Annotated in this window: 9 protein-coding genes and 1 pseudogene; 3 read left to right on the forward strand and 7 right to left on the reverse strand. The window is 66.8% G+C overall.

Annotated elements, in window-relative coordinates; translation table 11 throughout:
- Nucleotides 1–51: 51 nt before the first annotated feature.
- The gene (locus BEN78_10545; protein ASR43743.1) at nucleotides 52–672 is read left to right on the forward strand and encodes a TetR family transcriptional regulator; all 621 of its coding nucleotides are present in this window, start codon (nucleotides 52–54) and stop codon (nucleotides 670–672) included.
- 227 nt (nucleotides 673–899) lie between these two features.
- Here the strand turns inward: BEN78_10545 and BEN78_10550 are convergent.
- From BEN78_10550 to BEN78_10560, 3 genes and pseudogenes are all read right to left on the reverse strand, one after another.
- A pseudogene (locus BEN78_10550) lies at nucleotides 900–3,799 on the reverse strand (hypothetical protein).
- A 260-nt stretch (nucleotides 3,800–4,059) separates the two neighbouring features.
- A complete protein-coding gene (locus BEN78_10555) occupies nucleotides 4,060–4,911 on the reverse strand; it encodes a hypothetical protein (GenBank protein ID ASR43744.1) in 852 nt (283 codons plus the stop codon).
- A 105-nt stretch (nucleotides 4,912–5,016) separates the two neighbouring features.
- Nucleotides 5,017–5,922 (reverse strand): heat-shock protein Hsp33, encoded by a 906-nt coding sequence (locus tag BEN78_10560; GenBank protein ID ASR43745.1) that lies wholly within the window; start codon nucleotides 5,920–5,922, stop codon nucleotides 5,017–5,019.
- A 129-nt stretch (nucleotides 5,923–6,051) separates the two neighbouring features.
- On the opposite strand from BEN78_10560, the gene BEN78_10565 reads away from it, so the two are divergent.
- Together BEN78_10565 and BEN78_10570 are read left to right on the forward strand one after the other, a co-directional pair.
- Complete coding sequence (locus BEN78_10565; protein ASR45080.1) at nucleotides 6,052–6,759, forward strand: monofunctional biosynthetic peptidoglycan transglycosylase; 708 nt, start codon at nucleotides 6,052–6,054, stop codon at nucleotides 6,757–6,759.
- Nucleotides 6,756–7,760, forward strand: a complete 1,005-nt coding sequence (locus BEN78_10570; protein ASR43746.1) for a glycosyl transferase family 2 — start codon at nucleotides 6,756–6,758, stop codon at nucleotides 7,758–7,760. Before BEN78_10565 ends, BEN78_10570 begins: the two co-directional genes overlap by 4 nt.
- A gap of 3 nt (nucleotides 7,761–7,763) precedes the next feature.
- On the opposite strand, the gene BEN78_10575 is transcribed toward BEN78_10570, so the two are convergent.
- The 4 genes from BEN78_10575 to BEN78_10590 all read right to left on the reverse strand — a co-directional run bounded on the left by BEN78_10575 (nucleotide 7,764) and on the right by BEN78_10590 (nucleotide 13,145).
- Nucleotides 7,764–9,743, reverse strand: a complete 1,980-nt coding sequence (locus BEN78_10575; protein ID ASR43747.1) for a hypothetical protein — start codon at nucleotides 9,741–9,743, stop codon at nucleotides 7,764–7,766.
- Between the two features lie 111 nt (nucleotides 9,744–9,854).
- A complete protein-coding gene (locus tag BEN78_10580; GenBank protein ASR43748.1) occupies nucleotides 9,855–10,508 on the reverse strand; it encodes a hemolysin III in 654 nt (217 codons plus the stop codon).
- An 85-nt stretch (nucleotides 10,509–10,593) separates the two neighbouring features.
- A complete protein-coding gene (locus BEN78_10585; GenBank protein ID ASR43749.1) occupies nucleotides 10,594–12,198 on the reverse strand; it encodes a peptide chain release factor 3 in 1,605 nt (534 codons plus the stop codon).
- Nucleotides 12,199–12,269: 71 nt separating this feature from the next.
- A complete protein-coding gene (locus BEN78_10590) occupies nucleotides 12,270–13,145 on the reverse strand; it encodes a hypothetical protein (protein ID ASR43750.1) in 876 nt (291 codons plus the stop codon).
- Nucleotides 13,146–13,207 lie beyond the last annotated feature (62 nt).

Consider the following 13,207-nt stretch of genomic DNA (forward strand, 5'->3'; position numbering starts at 1 on the left):
TTCGCCACGTCGATACTGTTGTCGACGCAGGCGTATGGATAGACTGTCGCGATGAGCAGATCCGCTTCATCGCCCGCCGCGGGCACCGCCCGGACCGGCACCGCTGCGACCGAACGCCAGGGACGACTGAGCGCCGACGACTGGGCCCAGGCGGCGCTGGACCTGATTGCCGAAGCCGGCGTGCAGGCCGTCGCCGTCGAGCCCCTGGCCCGCCGTCTCGGCGTGACCAAGGGCAGCTTCTACTGGCACTTCCCGTCCCGCGACGCCTTGCTGCAGGCCGCACTCGAGCGCTGGGAGAACGTCGAGCAGGAGGCCCTGTTCGGCGCGCTCGAGTCGATGCCCGATGCCCGCGAACGCCTGCGCGCGCTGTTCCACATGGTCGCGCGCGAGTACAAGTCGCACGTCATCTACAGCGCCCTGCTCAAAGCGCAGGACCACGCCACGGTGCAGCCGGTCATCGAGCGCGTATCCAAGCGTCGCCTCGACTACCTGACCGCGTCCTTCCGCCAGGCCGGCCTCGGCCGCGAAGACGCCCAGCACCGCGCCCGCCTCACCTACGCTGCCTATGTCGGCTTCTTGCAGCTGAATTTGCAACTGCATCAGGCCCGCATGCAGCAGGAAGAATTCGATGCCTATGTCGAGCACTTGGCGCAGACGCTGGTGCCGAGGTAGGAAGTAGTCTGCCGATGGCGGAAGTCTTCGTTCAGACCGTCGGATGCTTTGATGTGCTTTGAACGCGCTCAACTGCCCGATAGGCCCGCGCGCCCTCGTCGTGCGTAATTGCTGACCCAGTAGTGATGCTGGCAGTGACCGATCGTCGATGGCGTTCTTCGAAAAGGACGACCACGGAAAAAACTACGGCCCCGTAAGGGGCCGTAGTTTTGACGCATTCGCCAGAATCAGAAGTTCTGGCGGTACTCCATGTAGTAGTAACGGCCGGGGGTTTCGTACTGCGGGTCGTAGGAGTTGTACGCCGCGCGCGTCGAGACCGGCGGTTCCTTCTCGAACAGATTGTTCACGCCGAGCGCAACCTGACCATTCCAAGGCAGCTTGTAACGGCCTTGCACGTCATGATAGGTGACCGAACCCAGGCGGTGGCGCGGTGAGGCACCACTTTCGATAACACGGTTCGGATCGCTGCACAGGGCCGCCACGGAGGGGAACTTGCAGCTCTCGTACATGCCCGAGTAGTAGCGGGTGCTCCAACTCATGCCGAAGTCACCCAGCGTCCAGTTGGCGTTCAAGTTGGATCGCACGCGCCAGATCGGCGAGCGGTCGCTGTACAGGCCGACTTCGGAGTCCCCCAGTCGGATTCGGGCGTGGACTTGCTGCGGTACGAGGACATGTAGGAGCTATCCCACACGAAGTTGAACGCACCGAAGTTCGTCTCCGGGAGGCCGTAGCGAACCGTAAAGTCGTAGCCCTCAACTTCCACTTCGCCAAGGTTCTGCAGGCCGCGAGCAAAGTAGGTGATTTCACCCAATGCGTTGCGGGTGATCTGACTGTTGTTCACGATCGAGCACCAACCCGCGTCGTTCTCCACGAAGCACTGATCCAGCATGTACGTGATGGTCGGGCGGGAAATCGCATCGGCGATGTTGATCTTCCACCAATCCAACGAGACGTCGAAGTTGCGGACGTAAGCAGGGCTGTAGACAAAACCCAGCGTCTTGCTGATTGCCGTTTCCGGCTGCAGGTCGACATTGGACACCCAGTCCAGCGGATATGCAGTCTGCGACCCATAACCGTCGCGCTGGGTGTACATGGGGACGCCGGCCGCGGCGCAGCGCTGGGCAACGCCTGCATTGTTGTAATACGGACTATCGATCGAGCAGGGATCACCATAGGTGTCGTACGAAGCACCGGCACCGCCGAACAAGTTGCTGATGGAAGGTGCGCGGAAGCCTTGCGCCCAGTTGCCGCGCACCATCAGGTCAGCAAACGGCTTCCACTTGAAGCCTGCCTTGCTGTTGAGCGTATCGCCGAAGTTGCTGTAATCGGAATAGCGCGTCGCCAGGTTGAGCTCCAGCAGGTCCATGCCCGGGAGATCTTTGAAGAGCGGGATCAGCAGCTCCAAGTAGGCGTCGTTGAGATCGTAGCCACCGGAAGTCGGCTGGCGGGCATTGCCCGAGCTGAGGCCTGCCGAAACAAACGCGTCGGGATTGTCATAACCAGACTCCTTACGACGCTCGATGCCCGCTGCGAACCCCATCATGCCGGCAGGCAGCTCGACCACATCGCCAGAGATGTTCGCAGTCACGCTGCGGCTCTTGTTGTGGTACTTGTCCTTCGCAGTGAACAGGATGTAGTCGATCTGTGCCTGAGACAGTTCACCCGGGCTTGAGAAGGGATTGAACGGCACGCAGCCGTCGATCACCGCACCAGGTGCGCCGCACTTCACGACGCCATCGGTATCGAGGAACGACGCCCCGGTGGCGAGGCGGAGGTTGCCCATGTTGATGTCGCCAACCTGGGTGTCGATCTGGTCAGTGCTGTTGTAGTTGAAGCCCACGTCCCAGGTGAAGAACCTCTTGCCGACTTCGAACGAGCCCTCAAGTCCGCCGTACCAGTGGAAGGTCTTGACGTCCTGCTCATAGAAGCGGTCCTGCTCGACCAGGCGACGACTCCAGTTGAGCTCGCGCGCATTCGCGGTGCCCTTCGTGGGGTTGTAATAGCTGCTGGCCAGCAAGCCCTGGTCGCCGCTCAGGTAGTTGCCTTCGCCCAGCGGGAATCCGGCCAGCTGCTGGGCCGACACGCGCTGATTGAAGAGCGCGTCCGTGCGAATGGCAATGGTGTCAGACAGGTCGTAACGGCTCTGCAGAAAGACAGAACGCCGTTCCTGCGGTGTGCGCAGGTAGTTATCCAGTGCGAAGTTATAGCGGTCGGCATTTGTGAATCGATGATAGTTACCGAGGTCGCGGCCGTCGGCACCCTCGTTGATGACCCACTGGTCGATGCCGGCGACGGGCGTGCGACCGGTTTGCCCATCGATGGCCGCTTCGCGCGACCACGCATCGATATCGTCGGTTGGGGTGCCGTTGACCGTGAGGTCCCAAAGCCGCCCGAATTTGCTCGTGGCGCTGTACTGGGACGAGCCGAGTCCGAACACGGGGTCGCGCGAGATCGCGCGGCTGCCGGCCATCACGGCACTTTCCTTGGTGTAGGACGCACCAAACACGGTGTTTCCGCGGTCGTTGCCGACACCGATAGTGATGTCGTGGGATTCGCGTTCGCCGTCACCCTGGCTGAACTGCCCGTAGTAGGTATGGGCCTCGACGCCCTCGAAGTTGTCGCGCGTGATGATATTGACCACGCCCGCGATTGCATCGGAGCCGTAGATGGACGAAGCGCCGTCCTTCAGCACCTCCACGCGCTCGATCATTGCAGCGGGGATGGTATTGAGATCCACGGTGCCGTCGAGTGCGGACACCCAGCGGCGACCATTGACGAGCACCAGCGTGCGTGCCGAACCCAGGTTGCGAAGGTCGACACCGGCCGAGCCGTCACCGCCGTTATTGAACTGCGTATTGATCGCTGCGCCGTTGACCGCGATCTGCTGCAGCACGTCGGCGATGCTGGTACGGCCAGTCTGCTCGATCGCTTCACGCGACAAGACGAGCACAGGCTGCTGGGTCTCGATATCGACCGAGCGGATACGCGATCCCGTCACCTGGATGCGATCGAGCGTAGTGGCATCGCCTTCCTGTGCAACGGCCGAGCCCGCACTGGCCATGGCACCTGTTCCTGCGATGAGCGCAAGAGTTACCGCGTCACGGAGCTTACTGGTCTTCAAAGACATCTCTCTCTCCAAGGTGAGTCTTGGGGTTGCCCCCAAGAAAGGAACCTGCTGCAGGCGTCAATCGAAACGCCAAATCCGGCAAGGTTGCAGCCGATACTAGCGAGGGCGAGAGAAAAATTAAAGGTCCGTTAACGGCGCGCCTACGTGACGTGAATTCATTCCGGGCGGCGACACCAAGCCTTTCAAGCTGAATAGGGGTTCAGGCTTGGCCCGTGCGCCGCGCTTGGATCAAGACAAAAAAAGGGCGCCAATGGCGCCCTTCACAGATCCTGCTGGTACCGGATGTACGGCACGGCGCCGTCGTCGTCGGGCAGGTCGGCCATGCGAGAGAACGGATTCTTTCCGCGGGTGACCACGTTCTCGGCGCCGACGGTGAGCTGGCCGCTCCAGGGCGTGCGCCAGCTCACGCCCACGCCCAGGCCTTCCCACTTGGGGAGCCCGGGGGTGTCGACGACCTGGCCGACGATATTGGCGCTGAAGCGCCCGATGCCGCCGCCGACGCTGACACTACTGCTCGTCCACTGGTCGCTGAGGTCGGGCGGTGCGGTTGCCGACGGGATCAGGGTCGCCTTGGCGAGCGTTCCGGCCAGCGAGACGTACGCGTCGTCGCCAATGTTCTTTCTGGCGAACACGGTCAGGTCGTGGACGTCGACCCGGCCGGCCGAGCCGCCACGTGCAGGCGTCAGCCAGCCCGGCAGCGTGTCGCGGCCTTCGCCGAAGGTCACGCCGGCACCACCGCCGGGTCGGCTGAAAGAGGCGGTCGCGGTGGCCCGACGGTTACCGGGGGCCGGATCGTCGAGCGAGGCGAGCTGGCAATTGCGCGCCAGGCTGCTGACGGCACCGTTGAAGCTGCTGCCGGGGCTGCACAACAAGGCGAGCGAGCTGCCGGGTTCGAGGCCGAAGGCGGCGTCGAATCGGTTCTCGCCCATGCGCCAGCGGCCGCCCGCCTGGTGCGGCGTGGCCGGTTCCAGGACGAGGAAGGCTTCGACCTTGCCGGAAGTATCGAGGACCGGCAGTACGGTCTGGTTGCGCTTTTCCTGCGCATGCGCACCCGCCGCCACGCAGAGCGCGAGGGACGAGGCGAGCAGCAGTGGCGTCAAAGACAGTCGCATGGCCGATGTGACCCGGTCGTTGCCGGGAAGTTCCCCAGATTCACCGACCCTACTCTAGAGGGTTTATGTTTATTTAACAATCCTGCCACTGTCCCGGCAGGGCCCCTACTGCAACCGGTCCGACGCCTCGCCGCTGGCCACCGGGGCCGCCAGCAAGTGCTCGATCTCGTCCTCGGAGAACCGGTAGACACGACCGCAGAACTCGCAGGTGACCGAGGCCTCGCCGTCAACGGCGGCCGCGCGGGCCTCCGTTTCGCCCAGCGAGACCAGCATCGCCTCCACGCGCTCGCGTGAGCACGAGCAGGCGAAGGCCAACGGACGTTCTCCGAGCACCTGTGGATCGTCGTCGGGAAACAACCGTGTCAGCAGCGTCTCCACGGGCCATCGAAGCAATTCGCTGGTCGAGAGCGTGTCAAACAGGATGCTCGCCCGGTTCCAGCCGTCCTCGTCGCCTTCGTCGCCCGGCAGCTTCTGCAGCATCAGTCCGGCGGCGTGGTCGCCCTCGACTGCAAGCAGCACGCGGGTCGGCAACTGTTCGGACTGGCGGAAGTAGTCCTCGAACGCGCCCGACAGCGATTCGGACTGCAGGCCGACCAAGCCCTGGTACCGCATCGGGTCACGGCCCTGTGCGGGGTTTTCGATCGTCAGCGCCAGGATCGCGTCATCGCCCAGCGTGCGCAGGTCGCGTGAGATGGTCTCCGCACCCGCCTCGGCGATCCGCGCAATGCCGCGGATGGTGCCGGCCGCGGTGCACTCGGCAAACAGCGCCCGCAGCGGCCCGGATGCGCGCAGTTGCACCGACAGCCGGCCGTCGACCTTGGCATGGCCGGTGAACAGCGCGGCGGCAGCACAGGCCTCGCCCAGCAGGACTTCGACCGAGGCGGGGTAGCGTGCGTTCGCCAGGACCCGGCGCCAAGTCTCGGTCAGGTGCACGCGGACGCCGCGCACGCCGGCGCGCTGGAGCAGGAAGCGGGACAGCCGGTCGCTGTCGGGAGCGGAGGTTTCGGTCATGAGGTCGTCGTGAGGCGGCGGCGATTGGCGGCATCGGGCGTGCCCGATACAGTGGCCGCCATGATGCAGTCGGTTCGAGAAGATGGGGGCGAGGGCGGCGCTGCGCAAGCAGGCGTCGCACATCGCCGCGTGGCGCCGCGTCGGCGCCGATGGCTGCGCAGGCTGCTGTGGCTGCCGGTGCTGGCGATCGGGTTCACCGTGTTGCAGGTCCTGGTGCTGCGCGTGATCGATCCGCCGTTCTCGACGGTCATGGCACTCCGCCAGATCGAGGCCTGGACCGGCGGAGAGGATGACTTCGTGCTCTACCACCAGTGGCGCGATCTGGACCAGATCGCGCCCTCGCTTGCGGTCTCGGTCATTGCCGCCGAGGACCAGAACTTCGCGCGGCATCGCGGCTTCGATCTCGAGGCGATCGAGCGCGCCCGCGCGCACAACGCCCGTGGCCGCTCGACCCGGGGCGCAAGCACGATCAGTCAGCAGACGGCGAAGAATCTGTTCCTGTGGAGCGGGCGCAGTTGGGTGCGCAAGGGCCTGGAGGCCTGGTACACGGTGCTGATCGAACTGCTCTGGCCCAAGACCCGGATCCTGGAGGTGTATCTGAACGTCGCGGAGTTCGGCGACGGGATCTATGGCGCGCAGGCTGCTGCACGTGCGCATTTCGGCAAGGACGCCGCCCAACTGTCGCGTGCGCAGAGTGCGAGGTTGGCAGCGGTGCTGCCGAGCCCACGGCGCTACAACGCCGCCCATCCCGGGCCTTATGTCCAGCGCCGGGCGCAGTGGATCGAACGCAATGCGCGCCAGATCGGCGGCGAGGCCTATCTGGACACGCTGCGATGAGCGCCGGCGCGCCGGCCGAGCGCCTGACGATCGTCATCGCCGCCTTCGACGAAGCACGGTCGTTACCGCTGCTGCACCCCCGCATCGCCGCGGTCATGGAGACGCTTGCCGACGATGGCATCGACGCGGGCGTGTTGTACGTCGACGACGGCAGTACCGATGGGACCTGGGAGGTGCTGCAGGCACTGGCGGTATCGGATCGGCGGGTGTCGCTGCTGCGGCTGTCGCGCAACTTCGGCAAGGAGATCGCGTTGACTGCGGGCCTGGATCTGGTGACCGAGGGGGCGGCGATGATCCTCGATGCCGATGGCCAGGATCCGCCGGAGCTGATCCCAAGCTTCGTCGCGCTCTGGCGCCAGGGCTACGACGACGTCCACGGCACCCGGCTCAGCCGAGAAGGGGAGCGGTGGTTCAAGAAGCTCACCGCGCACGTGTTCTATCGGGTGATGCAGCGGCTGGCCAAGACGCCAGTGCCGGCCGATACCGGCGACTACCGGCTGCTGTCGCCGCGCGCACTGGCCGCGTTGCGCCAGTTGCGCGAGCGGCATCGATTCATGAAGGGCCTGTTCGGCTGGATCGGGTTCAATCGTGTCGCGCTGCCCTACGAGCGGCATGCGCGTTTGGCGGGGCGCACGAAGTTCGGCTTCTGGCGGCTGTGGAACTTCGCACTCGAGGGCGTGACCAGCTTCTCGACCGCGCCGTTGCGGCTGGCGACCTACGTCGGTGTGTTCACCGCGTTCGGCGCGTTCGCGTTCGCCCTGTGGGTCATCGCCAAGGCGATGCTGTTCGGCGATCGTGTGGCCGGCTGGCCGACGATGATGGCGGTGATCCTGTTCCTGGGCGGCGTGCAACTGGTGGCGCTGGGCGTGATCGGCGAGTACCTGGGCCGGTTGTACGAGGAGTCCAAGCAGCGGCCGCTCTACTTCGTGCGCGATTGGCATCCGGCGGGCACTGCCACGCCTGCGCTCGAGAATCCAATCGGCCACCACCACAGCCGCTGAGGCTCACTTGGCGTAGGCGCCGCCGCAGCTGCTGTCCTCGCCGCCGCCCAGTTCCAGGGTCGCCAGCAGCGCGGCGGGCGGCGCGATCGAGCCGAGCGCGAGTGCGACCGCGCCGCGCAGGCCCAGACGGGCCATGTCGGGGCGGAAGCTGGGGTCGGCGAAGGTGCCGCCGATCACCAGCGGCGAGCGCAGCGCGAGAATGCTGCGGTCCTTGGGCCGCGGGCGCAGCTCCAGATCCAGGGTCTCCTGGCCGAGGTCGATACGCCCGTCGCCGACGATCAGGGTGTCGGTGGTGTCGAATGCGAGTGCACGGCTTTGCATGACGCCCTTCTGCACGCCGAAATCGGCGAATGCGCAGCGGACCGGGATCTGCTTGTCCTTGCCGATCAGATACTTGAGCGTCTCGTAGATGTCGATCCCGGCCAGCTCGACGAGCATATTGCTGACCCGGCCTCTGCCCATTCCGACGGCGATATCGCCGTTGGCGCTGCCCAGCATTGCGGCGACCGAGTTGCCGGTGCCGGCGAGATTGAAGTCGCCGCCGATCTTGCCCACTGCCTGGCTGGCGAGCGCGGTATCGGGGAACAGGCCGCCCAGGTCGACGCGGCGCACGCTGGCCTGGAGCCGGGTGTCGATGGTGTCGTTGCGCGCATCCATGCGGATGGTCGAGCGGATATTGCCGCCCGCGACGCCGAAGTTCAGTGGATCGAGCCGCAGCAACCCTGCCTCGAGCTTGAGATGGGCGTCCATGTCGTCGATCGGCAGCTTCGGTGCGTTGATGCGTTGTGCGCGCAGGCGCACGTCGGCGTCCATCGAGCGCAACTTGCCCAGCTCGTAGGGGGTATCGGGGATCACCTTGCCCCGGGCGGCGAGGGCCTGTTCGCGCCGGACGAGCTCGGGATCGAGCGGCGCATCGCCTTCGCTATCGGGCGTGCCGCCGATGAAGCCGGCCAGATCATCGAAATCCAGACGCCTGGACACCAGGTCGGCCTTCAGGAAGGGCCGCTCGCCGCCCACGGTGAAAGCGGCCGAGCCGCCGAGGTCGCTCTGGCCGACCTTGCCGGTGAAGCCATCGTAATGCCAGGTCTGGCCGTCGCGGGTCAGGCGCCCGTCGAGGGCGTAAGGCGGGGTGTCGGGCAGGGCGACCCCGACCAGCGGATACAGATGTTCCAGATTGCGCCCCGACAGTGCGAACTGCAGGTCGAAGTCGCGCAGTTCGAACGGCGCGGTGAGGCTGCCGCGCGCGTGTGCGTGGGTCGTGCCCGCAGACGCGCGCAGGTCGAGGTGGTAGGGCTTGTCTTCGTCCTGCAGCGCGAGCGGAGACTCGGCCACGCCTTCAAGCGTGAAGCCGTTGCCGCTCCACTGGCCATCGCCCTCGATCGCGATCGCAGGCGCCGCGTCGGCCCCCGCGCGCGAGGGCCGGCTGGCCAGGCGCACGTCCACGCGGGTCTTGCTCGGTGCGTCGACGAAACGCAGGCGCCCATCGTCGACCCAGAGGCGGCGGATCTGCATCGGCTCTCCGTCGCCATCGCCCATGTCGAACGTCCAGTTGCCGCCGCTCCCGTCCGGGTTGGTTTCAAGCAGCAGCACCGGGCGTGCCAGGCGGATTTCGGGCAGGCGGATGCGGCCGCGGAGCAGCGGGAAGACCTCGACCTGCAGTTCCAGCCGGTCCGCCGCCGCCATCGTCCTGTCCTTGGCCCAGTCGGCATTGGCGAAGCGCAGGCGATCCGCACGCACGGTGGTCACCCGGCCCAGGTCGACATCGAGGTCGCCGCCGATCTGCAGCACGCGCCCCGTCTGCGCGTGGACGATGCGCTCGACCGGGCGTTTGAACCAGTTCCAGTCCCAGAAGAGGATCAGCAGCAGCACCAGGACCGCGATCACCGCCAGCACGACGCGCCCCGGATGTCCGAAGAATGCGCCGCGCACGCGCGTGGCGTGCGAGCGCGGGGGCGGTACGGCAGTGGGCGTGGGATCGGTCATCGCGGCTCGCGTCCTGTTTGCGAGGCACCATCCCGCCCGCTCGATCAAGCCCGGGTGAATCCGTTGTGGCGCGTTCAGTCCGCGGATTCGACGCCACCGCGCGCGTTGGCATCAGCGCGCCGGCACGACCTGGGCGAGCACCGCAACGTAGTGACAGACGCTGCCGGCGATGCAGAACAGGTGCCAGATCGCATGCGCGTAAGGGATCGACTCGCGCATGTAGAAGAACGTGCCCAGGGTGTAGAACACGCCGCCGGCGATGATCCAGCTCAAGGTCCAGGTGTCGAGCGCGGCGGCGACCGGGCCGATCGCGATCACCACCAGCCAGCCCATCGCCACGTAGATCGCGGTCGACAGGCCACGGAAGCGCCCGGTGTAGAACAGCTTGAAGACCACGCCGGCCAGCGCCAGGGTCCAGATGGTGCCAAACAGCCACCAGCCCAATGTGCCGCGCAGCCCGATCAGCGTGAACGGTGTATAGGTGCCGGCGATCAACAGATAGATCGCGCAGTGGTCGAACACTTTCAGCCGGCCCTTGAGGACCGGGTGGTGGACGGCGTGATAGAGCGTCGAAGCCAGGTAGAGCAGCAGCAGCGTGATGCCGAAGACGATCGAGGCGCCGAGTTGCCAGCCGTTGCCGTACAGCGCGGCGAGCGTGATCAATACCGCGCCGGCGGCGAGCGCCGCGGTCGCGCCGAGGCCGTGGGTCAGCGCACTCGCGAATTCCTCGCGCTTCTCGCGCAGGGACGGGACAGGGGAGGCCATGTTGGTGCGTCCGACGGGGGAGGGACTGGTCGGATTATGACCCCCGCGGCGCGGTCCTGTCAGACCGCACCGGTCGAGCCGGCGGTCAGGCGGCCGGCATCGCGTGCGCATGCTCCCGCGTGGCCAGGAATTCGACACCCGGCGCGCGCTCCTCGGCCAGTTGCAGGTTCACCCGGGTCGGTGCGAGATAGACCAACTGGTCGGCCGCGTCGATCGCGAGATTGCCTGCGTGTTTGTCGCGGAAGTCCTCAAGCTTCTTGGCGTCCGCGCAGCGGATCCAGCGCGCGGTCGAGACCTGCACCGGTTCGAAGATCGCGTCCACGCCGTACTCGTCCTTGAGCCGGTAGGCGACCACGTCGAACTGCAGCACGCCGACCGCGCCAAGGATCAGGTCGTTGCTCATCAGCGGCTTGAAGAACTGAGTCGCGCCTTCCTCGCTGAGCTGCGCCAGCCCCTTCTGCAACTGCTTGAGCTTGAGCGGGTCGCGCAGACGTGCGCGGCGGAACAGCTCGGGCGCGAAGTTGGGAATGCCGGTGAAGGCGATCGGCTCGCCTTCGGTGAAGGTGTCGCCGATCGAGATCGTGCCGTGGTTGTGGATGCCGATCACATCGCCCGGATAGGCCTCGGCGGCGATCTCGCGGTCGCTGGCCATGAAGGTCAGCGCGTTGGCGAGCTTGAGCTCCTTGCCGCTACGCGGGTGGAAGGCCTTCATGCCGGCGGCGAACCGGCCCGAGCACACACGCATGAACGCGACCCGGTCGCGATGCTGCGGATCCATGTTGGCCTGGATCTTGAACACGAAGCCGGTCAGCTTGTCCTCCTGCGGCGCCACGGTGCGCGTGGTCGTGGCGCGCGGTTGCGGCGGCGGTGCGTGTTCGACGAAGAAGTCGAGCAGCGGCTGGACGCCGAAGTTGTTGACGCCCGAGCCGAAGAACACCGGCGTCTGCCGGCCGGCGCGATAGGCCGCAAGGTCGAACGGATGGCTGGCGCCCTGCACCAGCTCCAACTCATCGCGCAGGTCGGCCAGCATCGCCTGACCGATTCGCTCGGCCAGGCCGGGCGCATCCAGCGAGGGGAAGATCGTCGAGTCCTGGCGGGTGAAGTTGCGGCCTTGTTCGTAGAGATGCACTTCGCCGGTGAGCAGGTGCACGACACCCTTCAGGCGCTGGCCCATGCCGATCGGCCAGGTCACCGGGGCGCACTGGATGCCCAGCACGCGCTCGACTTCGTCGAGCAGGTCGACCGGGTCCTTGCCCTCGCGGTCGAGCTTGTTGACGAAGGTCATGATCGGCGTGTCGCGCATGCGGCACACCTCCATCAGCTTGATCGTGCGCTCCTCGACGCCCTTGGCGACGTCGATGACCATCAGCGCCGAGTCGACCGCGGTCAGCACGCGATAGGTGTCCTCGCCGAAGTCGGCGTGGCCGGGCGTGTCGAGCAGGTTGACGATGCGGCCCTCGTAGGGGAACTGCATCACCGAGCTGGTGACCGAGATGCCGCGCTCCTTCTCCAGCGCCATCCAGTCGGACGTCGCGTGACGGGCGGCCTTGCGCCCTTTGACCGAGCCGGCCATCTGGATCGCGCCGCCGAACAGCAGCAGCTTCTCGGTGAGGGTGGTCTTGCCGGCGTCCGGGTGCGAGATGATCGCGAAGGTACGGCGGCGGGCGGCTTCGGTGGCGACGTCGGGCATGCTGGCGGCGCACGCGCACGCGTGCGGTCTCGAGGCTTCGGGAAGCCGGCGATTATACGCGGCGGGTCGGCTCAGTCCGGCGGGGGGCGGGCGAAGCGCAGAACCCCGCCGGGGCCGAACATGCGGAACGGCAGCGATTCCAGGCGCAGGCCGCGGTTGGCCTGGACCGCGAAATGCAGGTGCGGCCCGGTGCTGGCGCCGGTGTCGCCGGAAAAGCCGAGGATCTGGCCGCGGCGCACGCGTTCGCCCGGCGCGACGATCACGCCGCCGCGTTGTAGGTGCGCGTACAGCGCCATCGTGCCGTCGTCGTGCAGCACCCGCACGAAGTTCGCGCGGGCCGGGTCGTCGTGCGCTGTGCCGAGGCGCGTGCTGCCCGAAATCCCGGCCTCGACCTGCATGACCGTGCCGTCGCGTGCGGCCAGCACCGGCGTGCCTGCGTCGACCGCGAAGTCCACGGCGTAGGCGTGCTCGGGATCGCGATGGCTGAAGCCGCCGCCGAAGCCCTGGGCGATCCGCAGCGGGGCGCCGCGCAGCGGATAGGTGTACTCGACATCGCGCGGGCGAGCGCTGGGATGGCCGGGCACGGCCCGCAGCGCGAGGTCGACCGCGCCGTCGGCGGCATCGGGCAGCCAGGCAACGAGCGTGCGGCCATGGGCCGGAACGGTCGCGCGGGCTGGCAATGGCGGGTCGCTGCCCGGTGTCGCGCCATCGGCGGTCAGCAGCACTTCCACCGGACCGGCCAGGGTGTTCTCCGCGACGATGCCCACACGCCCGGCGGCAGGCTGCCGAAGCAGCCGGACCGCTGGAGGCGAGGCTGTTGCCGGCGACCACTGCGCGGGCGCGGGCGGCGACGCCGGCCATGCGCCAATGGAAGGCGTCTGGGCCGCGGTGCCCGGCGACAGCACAAGCATCAGACCCGCGAAGCCGCCGATCAGCGCGGCAGCCATCGCCGAGCCGCGCTGGCTGGCGTGCCGGGCATGACGGGGATGGGGGCGGCAGCGCATGCCCG

Source organism: Xanthomonas citri pv. mangiferaeindicae, assembly GCA_002240395.1.
GTDB lineage: Bacteria > Pseudomonadota > Gammaproteobacteria > Xanthomonadales > Xanthomonadaceae > Luteimonas > Luteimonas citri_A.

Excerpts from the sequence above, each read along its gene's own strand:
- BEN78_10590 (ASR43750.1), bottom strand. The coding sequence starts at position 13,145 with ATGGCTGCCGCGCTGATCGGCGGCTTCGCGGGTCTGATGCTTGTGCTG.
- BEN78_10545 (ASR43743.1), top strand. The coding sequence starts at position 52 with ATGAGCAGATCCGCTTCATCGCCCGCCGCGGGCACCGCCCGGACCGGC.
- BEN78_10555 (ASR43744.1), bottom strand. The coding sequence starts at position 4,911 with ATGCGACTGTCTTTGACGCCACTGCTGCTCGCCTCGTCCCTCGCGCTC.
- BEN78_10580 (ASR43748.1), bottom strand. The coding sequence starts at position 10,508 with ATGGCCTCCCCTGTCCCGTCCCTGCGCGAGAAGCGCGAGGAATTCGCG.
- BEN78_10585 (ASR43749.1), bottom strand. The coding sequence starts at position 12,198 with ATGCCCGACGTCGCCACCGAAGCCGCCCGCCGCCGTACCTTCGCGATC.
- BEN78_10570 (ASR43746.1), top strand. The coding sequence starts at position 6,756 with ATGAGCGCCGGCGCGCCGGCCGAGCGCCTGACGATCGTCATCGCCGCC.
- BEN78_10560 (ASR43745.1), bottom strand. The coding sequence starts at position 5,922 with ATGACCGAAACCTCCGCTCCCGACAGCGACCGGCTGTCCCGCTTCCTG.
- BEN78_10575 (ASR43747.1), bottom strand. The coding sequence starts at position 9,743 with ATGACCGATCCCACGCCCACTGCCGTACCGCCCCCGCGCTCGCACGCC.